General features: G+C 41.7%; 22 protein-coding genes. 14 read left to right on the forward strand and 8 right to left on the reverse strand.

Going from position 1 to position 24,880, the window contains the following annotated elements; all coding sequences use genetic code 11:
- Positions 1-33: 33 nt before the first annotated feature.
- The 5 genes from Q4574_RS15240 to Q4574_RS15260 all read left to right on the forward strand — a co-directional run bounded on the left by Q4574_RS15240 (position 34) and on the right by Q4574_RS15260 (position 7,960).
- Positions 34-1,059 (forward strand): alpha/beta hydrolase, encoded by a 1,026-nt coding sequence (locus tag Q4574_RS15240; RefSeq protein WP_303475048.1) that lies wholly within the window; start codon positions 34-36, stop codon positions 1,057-1,059.
- Between the two features lie 74 nt (positions 1,060-1,133).
- Positions 1,134-3,776 (forward strand): TonB-dependent siderophore receptor, encoded by a 2,643-nt coding sequence (locus Q4574_RS15245; protein ID WP_303475050.1) that lies wholly within the window; start codon positions 1,134-1,136, stop codon positions 3,774-3,776.
- Between the two features lie 67 nt (positions 3,777-3,843).
- The gene (locus tag Q4574_RS15250; RefSeq protein ID WP_303475052.1) at positions 3,844-5,001 is read left to right on the forward strand and encodes an iron-containing alcohol dehydrogenase; all 1,158 of its coding nucleotides are present in this window, start codon (positions 3,844-3,846) and stop codon (positions 4,999-5,001) included.
- A gap of 30 nt (positions 5,002-5,031) precedes the next feature.
- Complete coding sequence (locus tag Q4574_RS15255) at positions 5,032-6,387, forward strand: MFS transporter (RefSeq protein WP_303475053.1); 1,356 nt, start codon at positions 5,032-5,034, stop codon at positions 6,385-6,387.
- Between the two features lie 115 nt (positions 6,388-6,502).
- Positions 6,503-7,960: an NAD-dependent succinate-semialdehyde dehydrogenase gene (locus Q4574_RS15260; protein ID WP_303475054.1), complete on the forward strand. Its 1,458-nt coding sequence runs from the start codon at positions 6,503-6,505 to the stop codon at positions 7,958-7,960.
- Between the two features lie 27 nt (positions 7,961-7,987).
- Here Q4574_RS15260 and Q4574_RS15265 read toward each other — a convergent pair whose 3' ends face one another.
- From Q4574_RS15265 to Q4574_RS15275, 3 genes are all read right to left on the reverse strand, one after another.
- A complete protein-coding gene (locus Q4574_RS15265) occupies positions 7,988-8,929 on the reverse strand; it encodes a LysR substrate-binding domain-containing protein (RefSeq protein WP_303475055.1) in 942 nt (313 codons plus the stop codon).
- Between the two features lie 244 nt (positions 8,930-9,173).
- On the reverse strand, positions 9,174-9,761 hold the full coding sequence (gene msrA / locus Q4574_RS15270; protein WP_303475056.1) for a peptide-methionine (S)-S-oxide reductase MsrA: 588 nt from the start codon (positions 9,759-9,761) through the stop codon (positions 9,174-9,176).
- A gap of 178 nt (positions 9,762-9,939) precedes the next feature.
- Positions 9,940-10,566, reverse strand: a complete 627-nt coding sequence (locus Q4574_RS15275) for a LysE family translocator (RefSeq protein WP_303475058.1) — start codon at positions 10,564-10,566, stop codon at positions 9,940-9,942.
- Between the two features lie 271 nt (positions 10,567-10,837).
- Here Q4574_RS15275 and Q4574_RS15280 point away from each other — a divergent pair, with 271 nt between their 5' ends.
- Genes Q4574_RS15280 through Q4574_RS15290 form a run of 3 tightly spaced genes read left to right on the forward strand, consistent with a single transcriptional unit; the run spans position 10,838 to position 12,954 of the window.
- Positions 10,838-11,710, forward strand: coding sequence for a YHYH protein (locus tag Q4574_RS15280; RefSeq protein ID WP_303475060.1), 873 nt, complete (start codon positions 10,838-10,840; stop codon positions 11,708-11,710).
- Positions 11,697-12,335, forward strand: coding sequence for a toxin-antitoxin system YwqK family antitoxin (locus tag Q4574_RS15285; RefSeq protein WP_303475061.1), 639 nt, complete (start codon positions 11,697-11,699; stop codon positions 12,333-12,335). Before Q4574_RS15280 ends, Q4574_RS15285 begins: the two co-directional genes overlap by 14 nt.
- Complete coding sequence (locus tag Q4574_RS15290) at positions 12,283-12,954, forward strand: SCO family protein (RefSeq protein WP_303475062.1); 672 nt, start codon at positions 12,283-12,285, stop codon at positions 12,952-12,954. Before Q4574_RS15285 ends, Q4574_RS15290 begins: the two co-directional genes overlap by 53 nt.
- Before the next feature lie 200 nt (positions 12,955-13,154).
- On the opposite strand, the gene Q4574_RS15295 is transcribed toward Q4574_RS15290, so the two are convergent.
- Both Q4574_RS15295 and Q4574_RS15300 read right to left on the reverse strand, forming a co-directional pair.
- Positions 13,155-13,622, reverse strand: coding sequence for a hypothetical protein (locus Q4574_RS15295; RefSeq protein WP_303475064.1), 468 nt, complete (start codon positions 13,620-13,622; stop codon positions 13,155-13,157).
- A gap of 40 nt (positions 13,623-13,662) precedes the next feature.
- Entirely contained in the window at positions 13,663-13,914 is a 252-nt protein-coding gene (locus tag Q4574_RS15300; RefSeq protein WP_303475065.1) for a YdcH family protein, read from the reverse strand.
- A 362-nt stretch (positions 13,915-14,276) separates the two neighbouring features.
- Between Q4574_RS15300 and Q4574_RS15305 the strand changes: the two genes are divergently transcribed.
- On the forward strand, positions 14,277-14,468 hold the full coding sequence (locus Q4574_RS15305; protein ID WP_303475067.1) for a hypothetical protein: 192 nt from the start codon (positions 14,277-14,279) through the stop codon (positions 14,466-14,468).
- A 189-nt stretch (positions 14,469-14,657) separates the two neighbouring features.
- Here Q4574_RS15305 and Q4574_RS15310 read toward each other — a convergent pair whose 3' ends face one another.
- The gene (locus tag Q4574_RS15310; RefSeq protein WP_303475068.1) at positions 14,658-15,092 is read right to left on the reverse strand and encodes a hypothetical protein; all 435 of its coding nucleotides are present in this window, start codon (positions 15,090-15,092) and stop codon (positions 14,658-14,660) included.
- 212 nt (positions 15,093-15,304) lie between these two features.
- Here Q4574_RS15310 and Q4574_RS15315 point away from each other — a divergent pair, with 212 nt between their 5' ends.
- Positions 15,305-15,997, forward strand: a complete 693-nt coding sequence (locus Q4574_RS15315; protein WP_303475069.1) for a hypothetical protein — start codon at positions 15,305-15,307, stop codon at positions 15,995-15,997.
- 325 nt (positions 15,998-16,322) lie between these two features.
- Positions 16,323-17,003, forward strand: coding sequence for a transglutaminase family protein (locus Q4574_RS15320; protein ID WP_303475071.1), 681 nt, complete (start codon positions 16,323-16,325; stop codon positions 17,001-17,003).
- 157 nt (positions 17,004-17,160) lie between these two features.
- On the opposite strand, the gene Q4574_RS15325 is transcribed toward Q4574_RS15320, so the two are convergent.
- A complete protein-coding gene (locus tag Q4574_RS15325; protein ID WP_303475073.1) occupies positions 17,161-17,739 on the reverse strand; it encodes an aldehyde dehydrogenase family protein in 579 nt (192 codons plus the stop codon).
- On the opposite strand from Q4574_RS15325, the gene Q4574_RS15330 reads away from it, so the two are divergent.
- The 3 genes from Q4574_RS15330 to Q4574_RS15340 all read left to right on the forward strand — a co-directional run bounded on the left by Q4574_RS15330 (position 17,738) and on the right by Q4574_RS15340 (position 22,249).
- Positions 17,738-18,814 (forward strand): hypothetical protein, encoded by a 1,077-nt coding sequence (locus Q4574_RS15330; RefSeq protein ID WP_303475075.1) that lies wholly within the window; start codon positions 17,738-17,740, stop codon positions 18,812-18,814. The genes Q4574_RS15325 and Q4574_RS15330 overlap by 2 nt on opposite strands.
- A gap of 624 nt (positions 18,815-19,438) precedes the next feature.
- On the forward strand, positions 19,439-19,705 hold the full coding sequence (locus tag Q4574_RS15335; protein WP_303475077.1) for a hypothetical protein: 267 nt from the start codon (positions 19,439-19,441) through the stop codon (positions 19,703-19,705).
- 300 nt (positions 19,706-20,005) lie between these two features.
- Entirely contained in the window at positions 20,006-22,249 is a 2,244-nt protein-coding gene (locus Q4574_RS15340) for a hypothetical protein (protein WP_303475079.1), read from the forward strand.
- A 61-nt stretch (positions 22,250-22,310) separates the two neighbouring features.
- Here the strand turns inward: Q4574_RS15340 and Q4574_RS15345 are convergent, their stop codons facing one another.
- Positions 22,311-24,404 carry a lipopolysaccharide assembly protein LapB gene (locus Q4574_RS15345; RefSeq protein ID WP_303475080.1) on the reverse strand — a complete coding sequence of 698 codons (2,094 nt, stop codon included), beginning with the start codon at positions 24,402-24,404 and terminating at the stop codon, positions 22,311-22,313.
- Positions 24,405-24,880 lie beyond the last annotated feature (476 nt).

The following is a 24,880-nucleotide window of genomic DNA, read 5'->3' on the forward strand; positions in this document are numbered from 1 at the left end:
ATAACAAAAAAATAACAGTGGCTAGGAATAATGTTGTCAAAAGATGCAAATAAACAAATAGGTCAGACTGAAAAAGAAACATTTTTTGGCAGTCAAAATACGGCAAAAGAAAATGTCTCAGACAAAGCCGAAGCATCAAGTACTGGTCTTGATGACCATGCTCAAGAAGTGCTTAACTATATTCATTCTTTACCTCCAGCATACGAATTCGAACCTAAATATGTTAGGCAATTTCGGAAGAATCCCTACGAACATGAGGATGTTACCGATATCACCAAAGAAGATATAAGCATTCCGTGTGCAAACCATGAATTAGAAGCACGAGTTTATAGGCCAGCCTCCTCACATGAAAATCTGTACCCTACACTTATTTATTTTCATGGGGGAGGTTTTGTCCTTGGTGACATTCATTCTTATGACAAATTCCTTGCACAACTATGTGTGCAATCAAATGTTGTGATTATTTCCGTTGCCTATCGACTCGCTCCAGAAACGGTCTTTCCTGGAGCCATTGAAGACACCCAAGAATCTACAGATTGGATTGTGGAAAATGCACTATCTCTAAAGCTTGATTCAACACGCATTGGGTTAGGGGGCGATAGTGCAGGTGCTAATTTAGCTATCGTTTATTGCTTACTCAATAAAAACAAATTTAAACCTTATTTTCAGTTATTAATCTATCCCAGTATTGTCGGTAACAATTCCACTCCAAGTCGAGAGGCATTCTCTAAAGATCTTCTGTTAACTGAAAATTTATTAAAATGGTTTCACCAACATTACATCAGTAAAGAAGATGAAAACGATCCCCGTTTTAACGTATTAAATGCCGAGGAGTTTGCACACCTTCCTCCTGCATTTATTTTAACTTGTGGCTTTGATCCCCTTAGGGATGAAGGGCAAATGTTTGTAGATAAACTCACCGAAAATGGTGTAGCAGTGAAACACTCTTGTTATACCGACATGTTTCATGGGTTTATCAACTTTGGCGTATTGCAACAATCAAAAGACGCTGTCACTGAGTGCGCGATGGTGCTCAATTCAGTGATGTACCAGAGCTAATAGGCCAAAAAATTAGTAAGACGCGTTTTGTTTTAAAACGAATTTTCAGGACACACACTTTCGGGACACAATTTATGAAAACAACTAAAATATTAACTACAAAAAAGTTACTCGCTATTTCTATCACGGCTGCACTAGCTTTCTCAGCAAGTGCTCAACAAAACACAAGTAGTGAAGACGAACCTGAAAAAATTCAAGTTACAGGTTCATACATTAAACGTACCTCAGTGGATGCCGCCGAGCCAGTACAAGTACTAGATTACAATTACATTCAATCTACCGGTGCCACCACGGTTTCAGAGCTGATCGGAAAATTAGCGATTTCTTCTGGTGCTGAAAACCAAGCTGACTCTTTTTCACAAGCCGCTAGCCAAGGAACAGGTAATGTGAATTTACGCGGCTTAGGCTTAAGTTCAACATTGGTGCTCATCAATGGTCGTCGTCAAACAATTTCAGGAGCACTGACCAATGATGGCAGTGTATTTGTGGATACCAGTCATATTCCTATTGATGCTATTGAGCAAGTTGAAGTGTTAAAAGAAGGTGCCGCTTCTACTTATGGTTCGGATGCCATTGCCGGTGTAGTTAACTTTATATTACGTAAAGATTTTGAAGGGTTTGAAATTAACGCTTCAATCAGCAAAGCCGACGATAGTAGTCAAAAAGACACTGACATAGGCTTTTTATGGGGAGCTGAATTTGACAACACCTCGATTGTAGTATCGGGTCATTACTTAGACAGAACACCGCTAACCATTGCTGATAGACCTGAGTTGGGTGATGTAGCATTTAGCTCTTTGGGTAATTCATTCTTACTTTTGGCTAACGCTGAGGTAGCCGATGGACCCTACGCTGGGAGCTATGGTGCCTATGAAAATGTACCTGACCCCACCTGCTTAGATGATACCTTAGGCATGATCATTCCCCAAGCATATGGTTCACGCTGTGGTTTTAATTATGGGCCTTTATATAACTTAGTGAATACTGAAACCCGTGCACAACTGTATAGCAATATATCTCATGATTTTGACAACGGAATTGCCTTATCTGCGGATCTTAGTTGGAGCTCAAATGAGGTAAAAGATAACCCTCAATCACCCAGTTACCCAGACTTAACGTTTCCATACATTGGTCCTACAGACTCAGGTAACCCATTTGGTGTCGGTGTCGTTTGGTTAGGTCGACCATTAGGAGCTGATTATGAACCCGCTTTATCACCCCGTGAAAATGATACCTTCCGCACCTCGTTAAGTTTAGTAGGTGACTTTGATAATGGTTGGAGTTGGGACACAGCATTAACTTACAGTAAAAATAACTATAAGCAGTATCAGCAAGACCAATTGAAATCAAGACTAGTAGCAGCATTAGCAGGGGTTGGTGGTCCGAATAACGATGAGCTGTTTAACCCTTTTGATCGCTCTAGCCTTAGCCAATCCGTTATCGATGACTTTACCTATATGACAGAATCAGAGAAAACCACCGATTTGTTAGTACTCGATGCTGTTGTTAGCGGTGATTTATATGAAGTTTCAGCCGGAACAATTGGTTTTGCGGCTGGTATTCAAGCGCGAACTGAAAGCTTTAAAGTTGAAACCGATGATGTCAATGAAATCAAATTTGATGACCAAGGCAACCCTATCCCAGTTGATTTAATCTTTCTACAAGGTTTGTCAGAAGTTGATGCTGATAAAAACACCTTTGCCCTGTTTGCTGAAAGTGTTATCCCTGTTTCAGAAGACATTGAAATAAAAGCGGCACTGCGTTACGAAAAATTAGAAAATGATTCAAGTGTCGATCCGAAAATAGCCGTTCGCTGGCAAATATCTGATCAATGGATTATGCGCGCATCTGCAAGTACCGCCTTTAGAGACGCATCGTTATCACAGAAAAATGCTTCATCGGCAGTTATTACCAGTATTACCGATTACAATGATGACGGTACCGCAAAATCCAGTGCCTTTGTTGGTGTTATCGCTACTGGTAACGAGGATTTAAAGCCTGAAGAATCTGACAACTACAATATAGGTTTGATTTTTAAACCAACTGATAACTTGGATTTTAAAGTAGACTTCTGGCGTGTTGATTATACCAATTTGATCACTGTTGAAAATGCTCAGGGGAAGTTGATTGATGATCCAAATGGTGTAGATATTATTCGTACTGATGCTGGTTTCTTATCTTCTGTCAAAGTTAACTACTTCAATTCATCGTCGGTAAGTGTTGAAGGTATTGACTTCGAATCGACATGGACTTTATCAGATCAGTTTAATATTAGTTTAAATGCATCGCATTTTAATTCGTACGAACTGACTAAAGATAACGGTGAAGTAGTTGAAGCGGCTGGCTCATTTAATATTGATAACTTTGCTCGCTCAATGCCTGAAACCAAAGGCTCTGTAAACTTTAATTGGTTGGGTGAAAGCCAAAGAGCTTCAATTAATGTTAACTATGTTTCAAGCTATGACACTGGAGTAGATGTGTCCGCTTTACCAAACGAAAGTTCAACAGTAGACGCATTTACAACTGTAGATATGCAATATTCGGCTAATTTTTATATTACCGATGACAGTGAAGCTATATTAACCTTAGGTGTTAAAAACCTACTCAATGAAATGCCACCACGTGCTTATATTGCTGAAGGCAGCTTAAGTTATGATCCTAAACAACATAACCCACTAGGCCGTGTGCTCTATGCGAAAGTGAAATTAGCATTCTAAATTCGATACCATGATTGCAGAAATCAAAGAGGGGGCTTCCCCTCTTTCCAACAAATAAGTTAAAAATATGTCATTTGTTTTCAATACTACTAAGTCAATTATTAATGCACCGAACGCGTCATCTGAGTTAGGGCTATATTGTCAAACCCTCAACATCAAGAATGTGTTACTGGTTACCGATCCGGGAATTGTAAAACTAGGGCTACATCAAAAAATGATTGCGAGTTTAGAAAATAGTGCAATCAATTATGTACTCTTTAGTGACGTCGAGGTTGATCCACCTACCGAAGTTATTGAAAACGCATTAGCGTTTGCCAAAAACAATAATATTGACGGGGTAATTGGTCTAGGTGGAGGTAGCTCGTTAGATACCGCAAAGTTAATTGCAGCACTTACTCATTCTAAGCAAACCTTAAATGATGTATTTGGCATCGACAAACTTGAAAACTCAAGATTACCGCTGATTCAAATTCCAACGACTGCTGGTACAGGTTCTGAGGTGACACCTATCTCCATTGTGACCACAGGTGAAGCCATGAAAATGGGAATAGTATCTAGTGTATTACTGCCCGATATTGCGTTGCTAGATGCAACACTAACAGTCAAACTCCCACCACATATTACTGCAGCCACTGGTATTGATGCCATGGTCCATGCCATTGAGGCCTACACCAGTAAAATTAAGAAAAACATTTATTCAGATATGCTTGCCGTTCAAGCGTTAAAATTAATGGCAAACAATATTCAAACGGCTGTGCATCAAGGTGAAGATTTAACCGCTCGTTCTAACATGATGTTAGGTGCAACCTTAGCCGGACAAGCATTTGCCAATGCACCCGTAGCGGCCGTTCATGCTTTGGCATATCCACTGGGTGGTCATTACCATATTCCTCATGGCTTGAGTAATTCATTGGTATTACCCCATGTACTGAAGTTTAATATGTCATCTGCAGCGCATTTATATGCTGAATTAGCGGACGTTATTATTCCTGAAGATTGTGCGAACCTTGGGTCTGATAACGAAAAAGCACAGGCTTTCATCCAACATTTAGAGTATTTAATTGCCGATATTGGCCTTCCAAATCGTTTAGCGAGTGTAGAAGTAAATGAAGACGCTTTGCCAATGCTAGCGAAAGATGCGATGAAACAAGAACGATTGTTGATTAATAATCCCAGACCGATGAACGAAGCAGATATTCTAGCCATTTATCAAGCCGCTTATTAGTTCCTTCTAATTTTTAGATGAGATAGTGAAATGACTGAAAAAACACAAAGCTCGGTTGAAACAACTTCTATACCCACACAATCATCAAGACAAGGTCTGTATGCGGCCTATTTAATTTTTATATTGTTATTAGCTTATACATTTTCCTTTATTGATAGACAAATTCTAAGTTTACTAGTTGAACCTATGAAGCGAGATTTGGACATAAGCGATACGCAAATGAGTTTGTTACAAGGCCTGTCATTCGCATTATTTTATACCCTCATGGGATTACCTTTAGGGCGATTAGCTGATAGCAAAAGCCGCAGAGGTATTATTGCCTGGTCAATTTTTATTTGGAGCTTAATGACCGCTGCTTGTGGCTTAGCCAAAAGTTATTGGTCGTTGTTTTTTGCTCGTATGGGCGTGGGGGTAGGTGAAGCGGGATTATCTCCAGCAGCATACTCACTCATCGCCGATAGTGTGCAGAAAAGACACCTATCCAAAGCAATTGGGGTTTATACCATGGGTATCTACTTAGGCGGCGGCATGGCGCTGATTGTAGGCGGTATGGTGATTCAATGGGCTGCGGAATTTTCATCAATCACCATTCCTATTTTAGGAGAAGTGTATGCTTGGCAGGCTGTATTTCTTGCGGTAGGTCTGCCGGGGTTATTATTAGTACCCCTACTATTTACTCTAAAAGAGCCAGCCCGAAGCCAAAAACAAGAAAAGGCGGTTCCCGTCGCCGAAGTTATTCAGTTTTTTAAGAAAAACAAAAAAACCGTGCTCTTACATAACTTTGGAGCAGCCCTAGCTTCCGCTGCTGGTTACGGAGCCTTAGCTTGGGTGCCAAGTTATTTGATTCGAGTACACGGAATGTCAAGTGGTGAAGTCGGAATGGCATTCGGTCTAATCGTACTGTTTTGTGGTGCCGGAGGGGTAATTGTTGGTGGCATTATTGCTGATAAACGTTATAGAGCAGGTCAAACTGATGCGAAAATGCGAGTCGCAATGTGGGCTATGATCTTAGGTATTATTCCTACGGTGATTTACCCTTTGCTTTCTGATTTAACGATCATTTTGGTTATATTGGCAATCTCAACTTTCTTTGCAAACTTTATGATGGGTTTAGGACCTGCAGCAATTCAAGAAGTAGTGCCGACAAATATGCGAGGACAATTCAGTGCCTTATATTTGTTCATTGTCAACTTAATCGGCTTAGGGTTAGGGCCAACATTGGTAGCCTTATCGACAGACTACATTTTTGGTTCACCTGACATGGTTGGCTACTCAATAATATTAGTTTCAGCCATCGCCATGGGCGGCTCGGCCTTTTTGCTAGGAAAATGCTTACCTCATTACCGCGCAACCTTAGTTTCATTGGAGGAGTCTTCAACTAAATAGAAGTCTTCAACTAAATATAAGTCTTCAACTGGTTGAGAGCCTTCAGCCAATTCAGGGCCTTCAGTGAAACGAAGGCCCTCTATCAACGTTATTGCCAATATCAAATGGGGTTAAAATGCTATCGCTAAACGATCCGTTGCTGTTAAAAACACAACTTTTTATCAATGGGGAATGGGTGAACGGTGACTCAGGAAACACCTTTCCTATAGTCAACCCGGCCACAGGCACAGAAATATGCAAGCTTGCTAGCGGCAACAAAAATGATACTAATACAGCGATAAAGTGTGCCCAAAATGCCATGCAAAAATGGCGTCAACTAACAGCCAAATATAGAACTCAAATATTAAAACAGTGGCATGCCCTGATCATGGAGAACATTGATGATTTGGCGTTAATTCTATGTGCAGAGCAAGGGAAACCCTTAGCTGAGGCCAAAGGGGAAATACAATACGGCGCTGCATATATTGAATGGTTTGCAGAAGAGGCCAAACGTATTTACGGTGATATCATTCCAAGTAACAATGCAAATCAAAGACTGCTAACCGTTAAGCAACCTATTGGTGTAGTTGCAGCCATCACACCCTGGAATTTTCCAAATGCGATGATCACTCGCAAAGTGGCGCCAGCATTGGCTGCCGGTTGTGCTGTTGTGGTCAAGCCTGCAGAAGCTACGCCATTAAGTGCGCTGGCCCTAGCTGAGCTAGCCGATAGAGCAGGTCTGCCTAAAGGGTTACTTTCTATCGTAGTAGGAGTTGACGCCATAGAGATAGGCAAAGCGTTAACAGATCATCCACTAGTGCGAAAACTGTCATTTACAGGCTCCACTAAGGTTGGGAAATTATTAATTAAACAATGTGCCGATACGGTTAAAAAGACCTCAATGGAACTTGGCGGCAACGCCCCTTTTATTGTGTTTGAAGACGCTGACTTAGATCAAGCTGTTCAAGGCGCTATTGCATCCAAATTTCGTAACGCTGGCCAAACCTGTGTTTGTGCCAACCGGTTTTTGGTGCAACGAAGCGTCTATCAAGAATTTACTGAAAAGTTTATTGAACAAACCAAAAAACTCATAGTAGGAAACGGCAATACCGAAAACGTCACTATGGGTCCGTTGATTAATACCGATGCCGTACAAAATATACATGCTTTAGTGACAGATGCTGAAAGAAATGGTGCAACTAAGGTGTTAGGCGGCGCAGCAAGCGAGTTGGGTTCTAATTATTATTTGCCTACCATTTTGACCAATGTTACCCCTCAGATGCGTATATTTAATGAAGAAATATTTGGCCCTGTTGCGCCAATTATTCCATTCGACACCGAAGAACAGGCCCTTGAATTAGCCAACGCCACTGAGGCGGGATTGGCTTCTTATGTTTATACCCAAAATTACGCAAGAATTTGGCGATTTTCCGAAAACTTAGAAAATGGCATTGTAGGTATAAACGAAGGCATTATTTCTTCAGAAGTAGCCCCTTTTGGCGGAGTAAAAGAATCCGGTAACGGCAGAGAAGGGTCTAAATACGGTATCGACGATTACATCGAGATCAAATATCTGTGTATGGGCGGCATCTAGCTAGGCTGCCCCAATAGGCCTAGAGTATTAGTCTAAAAATTCTTTATCCCACTGTTGTTGTGCTTGCTCAGACTCGTTAACTAACCAGTCTCGAAAGATTTTTAGTGTTTGATTATCTTTATAATTTTCAGGGCAAACAAAGTAGTATGACTCTTTTTTTAGCATCATATAATTATGAGCAACCACTAATTTTCCCTCCTTTATAAGGGGATCAGCTAATGGTCGATACATTGGGATAATGCCTAAACCATCAACAGCCGCTTGCGTCGCCACAGCAACATTGTCTAGAACAATATTTTTTTTGTCTGTTTGCAAAGCAGGATAACGACTATTCGATAACCATTGAGCCCATAATTTTGACAAGTGACCATAGTGCAACCAATTGTAGTTGGCTAAATCCAAGATGTCCTCAGGGTTATGAGATTCATCAAGCAAAGACGGAGAACACACAGGTTGCACATAGACATCGATGAGTTTGTCGAAGTGACAACCTTGCCATTGCTCTTCTGTTCCAAGACGAATCGCCGCATTCATATTTTCGCCTGAAAAATCGATTGAATCTTTACCAGTATCGAAACTGTTAGTAAAAAATGACAATGTCAGTTCAGGGTGATGTTGTTCAAGCCGACATAGCCGACTCATCAACCACGTAGAATTAACAGTAGCAGAAATCCCCAACTTTAGTTTTCGATTTTCGCTACCGTGATGGACTGTATCAGTGGCAACTTTTAAATCTGCAAAAACATTCGATATGGAGTTAGCGTAAATAACGCCTTGCTCAGTCAGTTCTAAACCCACTTTATGGCGTTCAAATAATTTAAACCCAAAATACTCTTCCAAATTTTTAATCTGCCGACTGACAGCAGACCGGGTGATGAAGAGTTCATCGGCGGCTTTAGTAAAACTTAATAAACGAGAAGCGGTGAGGAATACCCATAGCGTGTTTAACGGCGGCAAACGTTTAGACATATAAGGCCTTTAAAATCAAAAAGTTAGCAATAAATCATTCAACTTAGTTTATTTAATAAGAAAATATCCCTTCCCTACATTGTTAAAAAAGTTAACTTTTTCGATATTCTTGATATGAAAAGCAATATATCTTAACCCCACCAAATCAGCAAATAAGCCCACCAACATTGACTAAAAGGTAAAAACCTACCCCCTTTGCCTTTAACAGCACTGCGAAACCCCTGACTGCTGACTTGTAGCAAATTTAATGCTTAGCCTTGTCGCCCCAGATTTCTTCTAAACGTTGATCACGTCCGCAATTCCAACGATATATTTTGTAGCGAACCGGACTCTTTTTGTAAAAATCTTGATGTCCAATCTCATCGCCTTTAATTGGGTAAAAACGGGTAGCCGCTAATATGGGTGTCACCAGCTTCTGACTAGGAAATTTAGCCTGCACAGCCGCTTTTGATTTTTCAGCTATCCCCCGCTCTTCATCGTTAGCAACAAAAATTGCACTCAAATAACTATGGCCTTTATCACAAAATTGCCCTTGTGCATCGAAGGGGTCAATGTTTACCCAAAAATGATCTAATATTTGCTGATAAGTCACCACATTGGCATCATAGGTAATTTTGACCGCTTCATAATGCCCGCGGTGATTGCCGTTGTATGTAGGGTTTGGTGAGCTACCACCGGTGAAGCCAGATACGACATCAGTAACCCCATCTAACTTCTCAAAATCAGACTCCATACACCAAAAACAACCACCCGCTAAGATAGTCTCATCGGCTTGCGTATAAGTAGAAAATAACGACACACTGAATATCAGCGCAGACAAAATAGTTTTCATAGACATCCTTCAAACAACAATCATATGGCCAACAAATTGTGGCATTCTAAGATATAGAACAGGAAAGCTCCTTTGTGCTTTCATGAATATGGGTTGATTGTGCTTTCATGACTATCTGGTGCGATAGAGCACGTGGCTTAGCTTCATGTTCCCACAAGCGATAAATGGCAGAAGCATATCAACGCTCGCTTAAAACAAGCCTCAACGCAAGGGCGCTAAAAACAGTTCCTGCAATTCGATTCATTACCACCTGGGCTTTTGTAGATCCTTTTAGCCATTCTCCTAGATAACCAGCAAACCAGGCAATCAAACTAAAGATAACTAGGGCCGTAACAATAAAAACCCCACCAAAAATTACCATTTGTAAGGTAACAGAACCCTTGTCGGGATCGGCAAATTGAGGAAGAAAAGCAAGGAAAAATATCGCCACTTTAGGATTGGTAATATTCATGATGATGCCTCGTGAATAGAGTTGTCGCCAAGGCAATTGGGTATTTGATTTAGCATCTAAGCCAGCGGCACCGGCTCGAAAAGCCTGAAAGGCTAAATATAATAAATAAACAGCGCCCACGATTTTAAGAATGTTAAACGCCAGTGCCGAGGTTTGAAAAATAACGGCAACACCGAATGACACCGCAGCGGTATGTACAAACAGGCCTGTACACAAACCTAAGGTCACTAAAATCCCCGCTTTTCGACCATTGAGTGCTGACTGGGTTAACACAAAAATATTATCTGGGCCTGGCGCAAAAGACAGCGCCACCGACGCAGCCAAAAACATCAGTAAAGTTTCAATGGGTATCATCTATTTTCTCTTAGATTGCTAATAGCAAGGTGGTTAGGGTTTCAATTCAGCAAGGTTACCTAGCACACGAACCACTGTAAACCTGTGGAGATAAAACTTTTAAACAACGAAATTTAATAGCTGTCCACTGAAAAGTGCAATTTATTGTAGGTAAATCTCCTCTGAAAATGCACATTCTACATTTTTATTTAATGCTAAATTGCACATGAATTGACCTTATTAATACAAATAAAGCCGCCCTGTGTAACGAAAGCGGCCGGAGCGAGCGATTATGTTTAAATTAGAAAATCCATTGCGTATAGTTTGTGTGTTCAGCATGCTTTCATTGCTCGTAGCCTGCGGCGGAAGTTCATCAGATACTGCGCTTACCCAAGACGACAGTGATGCGGGAACGGGAACAGATTCAGGAACGGATACAGGTTCAGACACCAGTTCCTGCGACACGCCGATGACTGAACTATCGAGTGCATTTCTTGAATTTGTAGCAGCGCCAAACGTCACTGTTGTTTTATCTGAAGATGGCTGCACGGTAGCGCTGGAGTCAGCAGGTAAACCTGATCACACTTCTTCATACTGGGATTCTGGCAACGAAAGCGGTTTATATGTTGAACCTGAAGATGCTGAATTATTTGATCAGCAACGCTCACCAGGGGATATCGAAGATTATATTAATGATTATGATTTAACGGTTCCCGTAAACCCAGAGCTTGCGGCCACGTCTTCAGCCACACCTCTTGGCGCTATTGGTATTGCCATAAGTGGCGCTCCCATATTCAACGACTCAGAAGGTAATGGTGATGTTTCCTTAGGTGTCATTCAGGGTTTTGACCGCAACGGCGCGCACACAGGCCCTCAAACCTACCACTACCATTTAGAACCGAGAGCAGTGTCTTATGATGATGATTCACTGGTTGGCATTATGGCTGATGGCTTTTTTATATTTGGCAGACGTTGCTATTCGACAGCTGGCTATCCAACGGATCTTGATGAGTCTAACGGGCATACTTCAGTCACCTTATATACCGGCGGAACAGAAGAAGATGCCGAATATCACTATCACGTTTCAACCGAACAATATTTAAATGGTGACTACTATTTAATTTTCCCAGGTAATTTTCAGGGTACACCGAGTGATATCAACTAGTCGCCAAAACGGCTTTTGCTTTGGCCCGCACTCAATATGTGTGTTGGCGGTACTGATAGTAACTGCCATTGCTGCGGCGAAGACGTTTATCCCTGTCACCCCACTTGTTGTTGATAAATCAGAAATTGCCATTAACAGCAAAGGGCAGCGGGTATACCAAAATGAACCCTTTAGCGGTGATATGCGAAGTTATCACCCAGCAGGAAATGTAGCCACCAGCGATGAATTTGTGAATGGAAGACGTCAGGGGTTCGCACGCAAATGGTTTGCAAATGGAACCTTAGGGTACGAATCTCACTATGTTTCTGGCAAACGTGATGGTGACACCAAAACATGGTGGGTCAACGGCAATCGACGATCTCATTTTGTTTATATTAACGGCAAAGTTGAGGGCACGGCATGGCGCTGGTACAGAAACGGGGCGAAGTTTAAGAAATTTAACTATCTCGCGGGCAAACCCATAGGGTTGCAACAAGCCTGGCGATTAAACGGAAAACTATTTTCCAATTTTGAATATAAAAATGGGCGGATTTATGGTCTTAGAAAAGCAAATAACTGTGTTGGGGTTGAAAATGAAATCGTTTCGCCAGATTACTACCAAAATCAAGCAAGCAATTCTCTTTAGTGGATTGCTCTTAAGTGCATTTACCCACGCGTCTGATACTTTGCCCTACTACAACAGTGAAGAGTTTACGCCCATCTGGCTAGAGCCGGATAGTAAAGAGCTTGAAAACTTTCATCAAATTCCACCATTTAGTTTTACGGATCAAGATGGTAAAGAAGTCAGCGAAAAAACCTTCGAAAATAAAATTTATGTTGCTGGTTTTTTCTTTAGCACCTGCCCCGGAATTTGTCCTTCAATTCGATCGAAATTAATAGCGGTTCAAGAAAAATTTCTGGATGATCCTGAGGTGAAAATTCTTCAACACTCCATTAGACCAACGTCTGATTCAGTGGAACTATTGAAGGATTATGCCAATACCAATGGCATAGTTAGTGGTAAATGGCACTTAGCCACTGGCAATAGAGACGAAATATATTCACTTGCTAAATCCGCATATTTTGCCAGTGAAGATTTAGGTAACATTCAAAATACAGATGATTTTCTGCATACTGAAAGCCTGCTACTCATTGACCAAAATCGTCATGTACGAGGTATATATAATGGTCTGAATAAAGCCTCAGTGGCGTATCTTATTGCCGATATTGAAAACTTAAAAAAGAGCAACATTGCGAAAAAGTAAGACTCCATAAAGTATATTTCAGTTTTCAGCTATCTAGTAAAACCTGTGTTTAGAATTTGATTAATCGGTATCGAATAGCCTTGTCACGCTTATAGGGTGACAAGGGTTGAAGAGGTAGGGACTTTTTTAAAGTTAGTGACTAATCAACATCACTAAGAAGCATTTAGCTGTAGTTCATAACCACTCACTTTCTAACTGCTTCAGCGATTTACACTATGACAATTAGTGCATGCGCCAGACACTTTACCAGCCAAATAATAACTCGGTTTTTCTAAAGAGGCGGCAATGCGTGCATTATCAACTTTACTGACAAAGTCACGCATATAATCTTGCAAAAAAGGGTGACTGGCACCCGCATCTCCAGCACGCAGTCCAGAAGCAATCTTTTCAATATTGTGTAAAGTAGTTAATACTTGCTGCTGTTGATTAGCAAACCCCACACTTTGCGGCTCATGTTGCTGGCTTAACGCAAACTCTAAAACACGCATTTGTTGTGCGAGGCGATCCATATCTGAACGCAATTTCGACGGTTCAACGTATTTAAAATCTGGCGGGTAAGTAACTTTTCTGAGATTAGTGGCCATCTGACTGGTGCATCCCTGGATGAACATAACGCCAAAAAGCAGAAGGGAAACAGAGAAAACCATTAAACCTTTGTGCATTTTCATTTTATACCCGCCTTGTCATTGTCAAAAAGCTTGCTAAAAATTAGAGCGCTTTCTCAGTCTCAGTTATTTGCGCAAACAATTGATCTTTAAGTACTACTCGTTGTTTTTTTAACGACTCTAAATAATCATCTGAAACAGCTTCATTTTGCTCTTCGATGTGATGAATTTCCTTATTAACATCATGATACTGATCAAATTGTTTAACAAAGTGCCTATCATTCATTTTAAGATGACGGATAGTGTGTTTATGCTCTGGAAGATCATGACTAAGCGTATGTTTTTCTACTTGCATGCTGCAATTTACCTCATATTTATGGTTTAAATTTGACAATTTCAGTGTACGCCTTAGGCAGCCTTATATATTGATCTAGGTCATGTTTAACGGGATAAACTACTGAGTTAATAGCACGTTTAAATTCTTTCAAAACTTTTAAGAGGCTCCCTACTTTTGAAAGTAAAATTTGAATCTACTTAGTGTCGTCGACTTTCCTAATATTACTGATTCCTACTGAATTTGATCGCAATAATGCAGAAACAGAAAGGTTTTTGACAAAAAACAGGTCTACTCTATCAAGAGTAAAAATGGTCAGAATGATAAGTCACTTACATCTGGCGAATTGGCACAAAGTATTACGTTTGGAGTAAGCAAAAATTGTGAACAACACTGAAATTCAAATTGGCTTACCATGTGTTTACGAGCAATTGTGTTTTTGGTCTGGAGTGGGCATTGCTTTTTTGTTTGTAGCCATAATTGTTGCAATCGTTGTCTCTGTTTGGCGGGATAAAATAAAACAGAGAAAAAAGCGCGAAGAGCGACTAAAGCAACGAAAGCGCAAGTTTGATTAACACAGTTTTCGTGTCACTATTACTCAGGTAATAAGGGCTGCAATCTATCGGCTGCAATCTATCGGCTGCAATCATGGCTGTCATCATGGCTTTTCAGATTCCTGTCACCTTGATATGACACGTCTCTACCTTCTTCAGATACCAGGTAAGTCGTTGATTAAAGACACACAATGTAATTGGCGATATTAGTTAACCATTGATGTAAGAATTACCAAACTCTTGTTTAATCGTATCTAAATAATCCTTCAGTGAATGCTTCTTATAATAGTGGTTCAGCATTGCTGATGGCTTAGCTTTATTATCGCAAAACTCACACTGCACTTTCACCTCGGGTGCGTCGTCTATTGCCTTTTGCAGTCCACTTTCAATACGATGATGCTGTACCTGCAGCTTTTCGGTTGTTTCTGTTATGGTGTAAATATCGGTAACAGGATCCTTTGACATGTATCCGTAATCAACAAGTGCTCTTCGTAAGTGATCTACCGCATACATCGGCTCAGACAAATATCGACGACTAATTGAACCGACAATTATTTTGTCCAGCTCATGTCTAGTGTATGAGGTTCTATCCAACAACGAGAGAATAAATTCTGATATACGGTTTTTTTTACTTTTTAATTGCACTGACTTACACCTTCATCACAATCAACTTTAAACTTAAAAGTCATATTGGCACTGTAAATACTATACCAAAACGGAGGTAATTTTAGCCTTTCTATAACCCATTAATCTGTTTTCAAGATCATTTTTAAAAGGTGGGTGTCTTCTTTATTATTGTATTCTTTATTGCAAAACTACTGTGCTAAGCTTGGCAAACACATCAGGAGGGATTCGATTTGTTATTACGAAGAATTTCACAACACGTCAAAGAACAGAATTGGTTTGCTGTTGCCATCGATTTTTTCATAGTCGTGGCCGGCATCTTGATTGCCTTTCAAATCACCAGTTGGAATGAAGAACGCAAAGACAACAAACGTGAGCAACAAATCATAGAACGGTTACACTCCGACTTTACGATGCTTGAGAAAAATACCGACGAGTATATTGAATTTCTTGAGGTTAACGCACCGATAATAGAAAAGTTCCAGCAACAAATTACCAATTATCCCAAAGGTACGGATTTGGAGCTGATGCAAAGTTTCTTTGAAACGGCATTCAACTTGCCCCCTCCTGAAGGCCATTCAGATACATACCAGCAGCTTATAACCAACGGTGATATGAGCGTTTTAAACAACGAATCTTTACGTGCTGAACTTGTGAACCATGCTTCTTTAACAAACTTATACTTGCACGCAAGCCAAGCTAGTCGTGAGTGGTCAAGGCCATATGTGACACCGCTTGTACGGCTAGGTTCTTTACTTCAAGTTTTACCGATGGATGAGGCTGTATCATCGTCAGGGTCCAGAGCGGATTTAATTATCGCCATTAACCTTTATAAAGATATTTTTGAAAGCCAACTACTATTACTGAAAGATCATAAAGCAAGCTTTGCTAAAGTTAACGGCATGCTCATCAAGGAAAAAAGCTAAGTTATACTTTAAACATGGACTACTTTAAACATGGACAGGCATCTTTTTAAACGTGGACATACTTTAAAAAAATCCAGTTTATGGCTGTCTATGTTAGTAGCTGTCCCAGTTTGTGGCTGTCCATGACTGAAAGCCGGTCCATGACTGAGCGCCCTGTCTAAGTTTAAGAGCAAAGATTGAAGAATATTTAATTATGAGTGACCACTTAAGAGATCATATTATAACTAAACAATAGAACAACATATGATTAACATTTATATGCTATTTCGTCTATTTTAGGATATTCTGATTATAGTTTTTTGGCCAAAATCAAAAGAATAGTTTAATGACCGCAATATCTAAAAAAGACATGCAGCAATATTTGTGTGCTACTGAATATTTCGACTACGATGACCCACAAATAACAAGCCTATTCGAACAAATTAAGATTGGCAGCCCAAAAGCGATGGCAATAGAAATATATTACCTCGTTAGAGACAATTACTTATACAACCCCTACTGCTTTGTTGATGGAATAAATAGCTTTAGAGGGAGTTATTGTTGTGAAAAGAACGAAGGGTATTGCATTCCCAAAGCATCACTAATGATTGCACTATGTCGAAAAGCTGGCATACCTGCACGTCTTGGTTTAGCTGATGTTAAAAATCACCTTGCTACACCGAAATTATTAGAGATGCTGGGTACGGATATTTTTTCAATGCATGGATATGTTGAAGTGTGTATTGAGGGAAAGTGGGTAAAAGCAACTCCGGCCTTTAATCGTTCTTTATGTGAAAAAATGCATAGCCTCCCGTTGGAGTTCAATGGTGAAGATGATTCCATCTTTCAACCTTTTACAGAGAAGGGACATAAGCATATGGAGTATATTACCGATTGGGGAACATTCGCCGAGTTACCTGTAGACTTTATTATGGATAATTTTAATAAACATTATCCTCATTTTATGGGAAAACTATCGAATAAAGAATACAGTGCAGATATTGCACCGGCAATGGAAAAGGAATGAGTACAAACTAACCAGTAATTAGCAAGCAATTAAATAAATAGGCATATGTAAAAATCTGTTTTCGCCTTTTAGTTTAATTAACATTTGAGATTAAAGGTTGGTCTGATCAAACCAATTGATATGATCAGACCATATTTCTATCAAATGCGGTAAAATTTTATTGTTCAACAGGTTCAATTACTGCTTTGATTTCTAAGAAATCTTCGAATCCATGTGCGCCCCATTCACGACCATTACCCGATTGCTTAAAGCCTCCAAACGGAGCAGAGAAGTCGAGTTCAGCTCCGTTAATTACGACTTGTCCTGCGCGTATTTTTGTAGCAACAGATTTAGCTTCCTCAAGAGACCCCTGGATATATGCGGCCAAACCATAGATAGTGTCATTTGCTATTTCGATAGCGTGATCTAAATTTTCATAGGGGATCATAACCATCACCGGACCAAAAATTTCTTCGCGGGCAATGGTCATATCATTATTCACATTTGAAAAGATAGTTGGACGCGCAAAGTAGCCTTTATCTAGTCCTTCAGGATGGCCCAAGCCACCAGTTTCGATGACAGCCCCTTCGGATACTCCTTTTTGAATTAGATCTTGAATTTTTTGATACTGACGACCATTTGAAATGGGACCCAAGGACCCAGGCTCTGCGGTGATTGGATTTTCAACTTTTATCCCTTGCGCCGTTGCTTTAGCAATTGCGACTGCCTGCTCGTACTGATCTTTGTGTACCAGCATGCGCGATGGTGCATTACATGACTGTCCAGAGTTCATCAAGCAATGGGCCACCGCGGATCACGCTTTTACTCTCAAAAACCTCAACTACAAAACATTTCATTTGCCGGTATATGAGGGTATCCCAGCACTGGTCAGCAACGGACTTCTTTCCACGGGGACAAAAGCAGCGCCATCTTATCAACCCAATTATACTCCATCTAATGTACCTGACTGGCAAGGACGTTTTCGAGCCCTTAGAGATTTTCTAGACATTGCTTCATTTATTGACAAAAACGAACTGGTGAAGTGGTATAAAACTACCCCAAAAGGTGAAAATGGCGGTGCCCCCTCCTATGATGTCGCTCTAGCCAAGCGCCGTGCAGACTGGATGCTAGAAAGGCTAAAAAAAGCGTTTTTAAGTTCTGCAGAGGTTGCACATATACACAAGTACTTCTGCCCCGATATAAATATGAAAAGCGTAGATTTTTCACTTAGCCGTTGTAGCGTATTTAATGGCAATCCGTTTGAGCAAAGACGATTACTGAGGACCTTTTTAGACGAAGCAATACCTGAACTTATGCAGTACGCCGAACCATTGAAACATATCACCCGTGTTGCTGTGCTTAACTGGTCGCTCATGTCTGAATATAGCTTCGACGACAAAGGCTTTCTAGTTCAGCTATTCACTGATTATGGTTTCTATCCCTATGGTGAAATCGTAACCACATCGCCCAGTGATTACAGCCGTAAATTCAAAGAGAAATATGCTGTGTTTGAAACTATGTACATCGGACCCAAAATGGGATTATCAGGAAGAGGGTCCCATGGTGCCTATTTGCCTATGGATGAATACGAAGCAGAAACGCTTATAAACAAAGCCCAAATTAACAATAAACGCTATGCGTCCTTTATGACTATTGAACTCATTCCAGAAGACCACGAAGCCTACAAACAGCGAATTCTGACTGAAAAAAAACTGACAGCTAGAGAATATCAATATGAATTGGTTTCAAGTCATGTAGTGCTGTTCCTTGCGACGCAAGAAGGCATGTTGCCACTTCATACATTCCCGGCAGATGTGAAACCGATAAAATAAGCTCTGCGCCCTTCTTCAAAGTCGGCTGATTGCTTGGGTTAAGCTACTAAAATTTGGCGTCATATTGGTTTTGTGAAACATCTTTGCCATCAAATATAGGTTTAACTTGGCCATGAGTGCAATTGGTACAGGGAAATATAGAGTGATATATCGGCATCCAACCTTGAAATAGTAAATTTTTTAGTAAGTACGTGGAAACAACTCTTTGTCACAAATTCTTATTCACTGTCGGCTTTTTCGAAATTGTTTTACAAGTACTGCGGCGAACCATCCAAAAAAGAATAAAGCGGGCGCACCTCACCCCTTGTAAAATTAATGCCTTTTTGTCTCAAATTAATGCATTCAGCCATGCCTACTATGGAAATGTTTATTCATATGGCTACTTAAACCAAAACGTAACTCCAGCCTAAAAGCATTTCTTAAAAGCAATGACCGAAAACCTGGGTAAAGTTGACAAGCAGAATATGTCGAACCTCAACTAAGCAAACTTCAACATAGTTAGTTTTCTGAGGGTCTAGTTTGTGGCTGTCTACGTTGATCGTGATTTATGGCTGTCCACGTTGACGGTTCCTCACGTCCCAGTTTATGGCTGTCTACGTTGATCTCTTCCCTAGGGTCTAGTTTGTGGCTGTCCATGTTACGTTGTGTGTGGCTGTCCATGTTACGTTGTGTGTGGCTGTTGTTGATCCTACGTTGATGGCTGTCCACGTTGATCAATGGCTGTCTACGTTGATCAGATGTAATATCCTTGAGGAGCGAGATATGTACTTTGGCTTCAGTATCGATCAGATTAGCGCCCTTTCAGATACACTAGAAAATCTTAAATACGTATATCTAAAAAGTAAGACACGCTGGTATCGAATAAGGAGTAGCCATCGGTTTGGTAGCTAAACTGCTTACCACTGCGAATCTGTGATATCCATCAATTCCTGATGGCGATAGCCTAAACTTCAAGCCCGGTAAAACCAATACGTTTACATATTGGATACGCTAAATACTGCAATCTCTCATGGCCCACACATCTCCTTTCACCGTGAACTCGGTATAAATACTCAGCGATATTTAACGCCAGTTAACGCTACTTAAAAACCGACGAGCGCAAATTTCATTGATTCAGCGCTGCGCTAACTTATATTCTTCATGGGGATAGATTCGCACTGTGTTCACTGAAATATTTAGGGAGAAAAAATCGTGAAAGCTACGTTTAATCAATTTTTGCGCATGTGCGTTGGTGCCTCAGTCGCATTAACACTGACAGCTTGTAGTGATAGTGATGACAGTGGTGAATTAATAGAGGGCGTATTTCTAGACAGTGCAGTAGAGGGCTTACAATACACCACGGGAACAACTTCGGGGATCACTGACGACGAAGGTACATTTTTATACAGTGAAGGTGATACAGTTACCTTTTCGATAGGCAATATTCAACTTGGCACGGTGACCGGCGATGCCATTGTTTCTCCCTATTCATTTGCAACCACAAACTCTACGGATATCGCCATTAATATTGCGCGATTTTTACAAACTTTGGATCTCGACGGAGATCCCTCAAATGGTATAGAGATTAGTGAAAACGTGCGCCTAGAAGCTGAGAATTATACCATTAGCTTTGATATTGCTAGCGCAGCCTTTGCCGAAAATAGTGAAGTCACGGCTGCCCTCGCACAACTCGCCAGCCACTTAGAATATAACTACGAACGCATGGTATCCATAGACAATGCCGTTGCGCACTTAGACACCACTCTCACTAGTATTGATGATGAAGCCAATAGCGACGACACGGACACCGGCGATGATACTAGCAGTGACGACGACACGGACACTGGCGATGATTCTGGCAGTGACGATGACACGGACACTGGCGATGATTCTGGTAGTGACGACGACACAGACACTGGCGATGATTCTGGTAGTGACGACGACACAGACACTGGCGATGACACTGGCAGTGACGACGACACAGACACTGGCGATGACACTGGCAGTGACGACGACACTGACACCGGTGGTGACTCTGGCAGTGATACAGGTTCTTCGACCAGCCTCAGTGTTACCAGTAATGACGGCGCATTGAGCGATTTTTGGGACTACTTAGAGGTTCGCGACATCGCCGTAGGCTACGTGGAGTTTACCGGCGTTGAAACGTCTATTCTCTTAGTGGGTGGCGAAGATATTGACTCTGTTGAAACCTTGAGCAATTTAACCGCATCACCCAATAATGGGTTTGCCTTAGTAGCTGCCTTTGCCGATGGCACCAACATCACGGGAGCAAGCATTATTTCGGTGGTTGACGGGGTTGAATATAACTTTGAATGCACCGTAAATTGCGAAATTACTATTGATATCGAGGCGCAGTTGATCACCTTCGCTAACTCAGAATTTATCTGGGAAGACGGCAACGATTCGATTTTAGTTAGCGGCTCAGTCGAATGGTTAAGCAGTGATGAATACGTAGATACCTCAGATTGGGTGGGCTCTGAGGCGCCAACTGAGTCAACGTTTTGCGCCACTAACCTAGCGACCAGCACAGCAGCGCAATTAGATGGCGGCTTGTCTTATACCACCGATGACGGAAACTGTGTTGGCCTGTTAAGCGTTGATAATAGTAAATTTACCAAACCGCTAACCGCGACCATAGTGACAACCGGTGACGGTGCCGGCGATGGCAGCTTGAGTATTGATAGCAATGTAAAAGTGTATGCTCGCACAGTAGACAAGGGCGTTGCTTACGTCGGCGAGAACGATGAAGCCTATTTTGAGACTATCATAGAAGGGGCTTTTGCTATCACCAATACCAGTGATTACGAGCTCTGCTTGGAAGATACCGACAATTGGCAGATGATGAAAGCAGACGGTACCGAGTTAACGAAATCGGTAACGGTTGCCTACTCATTTAATGACACCGAATACAGCTATGATTTTACTAGCTTTAATCGCGTCAACTTTCCTGGTTTAGATTGTTTACCACCTGGCGGCTCTACCATGATCCATTTAACACTTTCCCAATACGCAGTTACAGCCAGTGAGGACCTTAGCTTTCCCGAGGTCACTGGAATCACGCTTGCCTTAGAAGCTGAATACAACATAGTGGCCGACGATACCACCTACACCGCACTGACCCCGGATTATATGGAGTGGTTGTACGTGAACGGTTCGCCGGGGATCCGATTCGCCTTTACTAACAACACCGGCGTGCAACTCGTGCAAGACGACACACACCCAGTGTGGTATTACGATGATGATGGCTACCCAATATTAAGAAGTTATGTGTACTTACACACCCAACTTGGCGTAGAGGATTATGAACTCATCGAAAGTGATTATATTATTAACGACGGTGATCAAGTGCTGTTATTAGATGACTCGGCCGAAATAGCCATTCTTGCTCTGGGCGGAGGCACCGCGGTCAGGGCTGTACTGTACCCCGATTTATAAGCTATTCACTTTAACGAGTAAAAACACTCAAGGGTATTGATGCTAACGCACAATACCCTTTTTACTGTTTTAACGGATAGCGGTCATACACCGGACAAGTAGAAGTCAGTGCGTCCCAAATCTCCTGCGCCGCTTGTGTCTGACCAAACTGCTGTGCCAACCAGGCTAAATACGTTTTCGACTTAACGTTAAGCCTCTCGCCATGGGCTAACAATTGGCTGATGATAGACTCAAAATGGGGAAACACATGTTGCGTAACGCCCAACTGCTTTAGGCGTGCTTTATAATAAGCTTTAGCAACTTGCTGACTCACTGACGCATTGCCTAACAGCTCGTCCTTATCAATCAACAATAAGGCCTGCTGATATGCGTTAATGGCATTATCAACTTGCTGCAACTGCCAGTAAACGTCACCAACATCGCCCCAAATCTGATGAATATTCACAGCTTTTCGTTTACTAATGGCCCTTAGTTTGTAGTCTAATGCGGTGTGAAAATTGTGCTGATAGTAAAACACGGTGCCGAGGTTTTCATAGCCCAATGCACTGTGCTCAAAATGAGTAATGAGTTCGCCGTAAGTGGCTTTTGCCCCAGCCAGATCGTCTAAGCACAACTGTATAATTCCCAGATTAGAAAGGATCACCTCTTGCTTCACAAACTGATTGGCAGCCTTAAAATTTTTTAAGGCCATTTCAATATTGCCCTTGGCAAAATAGTAATTGCCAAGGGTATTGTATGCATGCCAGTTGTCAGAAGACAGAGCCAGCGCTCGGTTGATAAAGCGTGGAATATTCTCATCCGATACAGCGCTACTCTCGTTGCCACTCCATATCTGCAAGGTCAATTCTGCTAAAAGACTCAAGGCATCGGCGTTATGAGGCGCGGATACCAGGGCTGCTTGCACCATGGCCAGTGCATTGGCCTTTTCGCCCAAACGCGATAGTAGCTCGGCCTTGGCAAGAATGACCGAAATATGAGGGGCTGCGAGCGCGCCGGCCTTCGCACAATCGCTAGCCGCCCGCTCTAATAATGTGGCTTCTTCTCCCTGCCAACTCATATTCGCTTTGATTCGACAAGACTCTGCATAGGCTAAGCCGTAATTAGGGTCGAGCTCTCGAGCCTGTTCAATACTCGCTAAGGCGCGCTGGTAATGGGACATATTGTAGCTAGTGTAGCTGCGATCTACACCTTCAACATAGGCCCGAAAGGCAGCGGGTTGAGCAATAGATTGCGGCGCTAACGCCTTACCGACAAGCACTCGATTTAAGCGTTTAAAAAGCGTACGAACAATATTTTCTGTGCGAGCGCGCTGCGCCTCGGGATGAAAAACCTCTTGTAACGCCACCAAACTATGCCGCGCTGAGGCCAAGGTAACTGTGATCCCCCAGTAGTGTTTTGCGCGAGTATGTTGCAAGCGTATCACCACGTGTGCATCCCACATTTCAATAGCGGCTTTGTTGCTCATCGACGTGGCATCGTTATCGTCAATAAGCACAGCATTAATGGTCGGCTTGTCGTGAGTGTACTCAACAAACTTTGCGCCAAGGCCACGCAGCTCAAGATCGGCAATCACTATGACACGAGTAGGGCCAATAGCGGGAACCAAGCTGGCGAAATGCGTACTGTTCGTACTGTCACCCCTATCTTGTGGTATTAGCCCAACTATCAGGCTTACAATAATCGCCGTACTGACAAATGCAAACGCCAACCAAGGTAATGCGCGCCTTATTCTTGACCTAGCCTCAGTACGTTTAACCTGGTCGCCATCGTCACTTTCGGCCTTTTCAGCGCCGGTGTCTTGTTCAGCGCTTTGTCCTTTTGCCAAGGTAAATACTGACGGATCATCAGAAGCTAGTATGAGAGTGTAAACCTTTACGCCTAAGGCTTTTGCTACCCGCGTGAGATTGTGAAAAGATACAGGTTGCTCGCGAAACACCTTGTTGATCAAATCTTTGGGCGGGCTCGACAAATTCTCGAGATCAGCCAAGTATTTGGCTAACTGAATTTGCGTACTAAAGCCTTTATCCGCCATGGCGGCTTCTAATTTTTGTCGCGACGCTTTTACGCCGCGTACTCTTCGTCGATTTTCCATATCACTTGAGCTCACACCCGCATTGCATACCGCAAAGTCACCATGTAACCAATTTCGTAACAAGGCCCCCAATAACTCTCACAGTTAAATTCGACCCCATAAAAACCGCTACTATGCTGCCGTACTTTGCATATATTGCCGAGAAGAGATTACTTTTCAATCAGTTTTTGGGGAAATGACGATAAAAATTACTCGTTTGTGCAACGATAGGCATCGACTGATCACGACTTACCACCTTGTTATCGATAAGCCTCTCATGCCAGTTCAATGAAAAGTAAGCCCCGTGAACATTGCGCTTAAGGCAGTACAATTGAGCAATAAATTAACCAATTCTAACGCCAGCGGTGCGCTAGCCTGCGGTGCCATTGGTGAATAAATTTATAAAGACACTCTTCATAATTTAATCAATACGTTTTACATCATGTATTTTAAGATGGTAAACGGATCATATCAATATTATCAATATGGACAGGCATCTTTTTAGGTTGTGGTGATAACAACTTAATATTTTTTAGTGAGTACCAACAAAAAACTATAAT

Origin of the sequence: Aliiglaciecola sp. 3_MG-2023, from assembly GCF_030548205.1 — a bacterium.
GTDB lineage: Bacteria > Pseudomonadota > Gammaproteobacteria > Enterobacterales > Alteromonadaceae > Aliiglaciecola.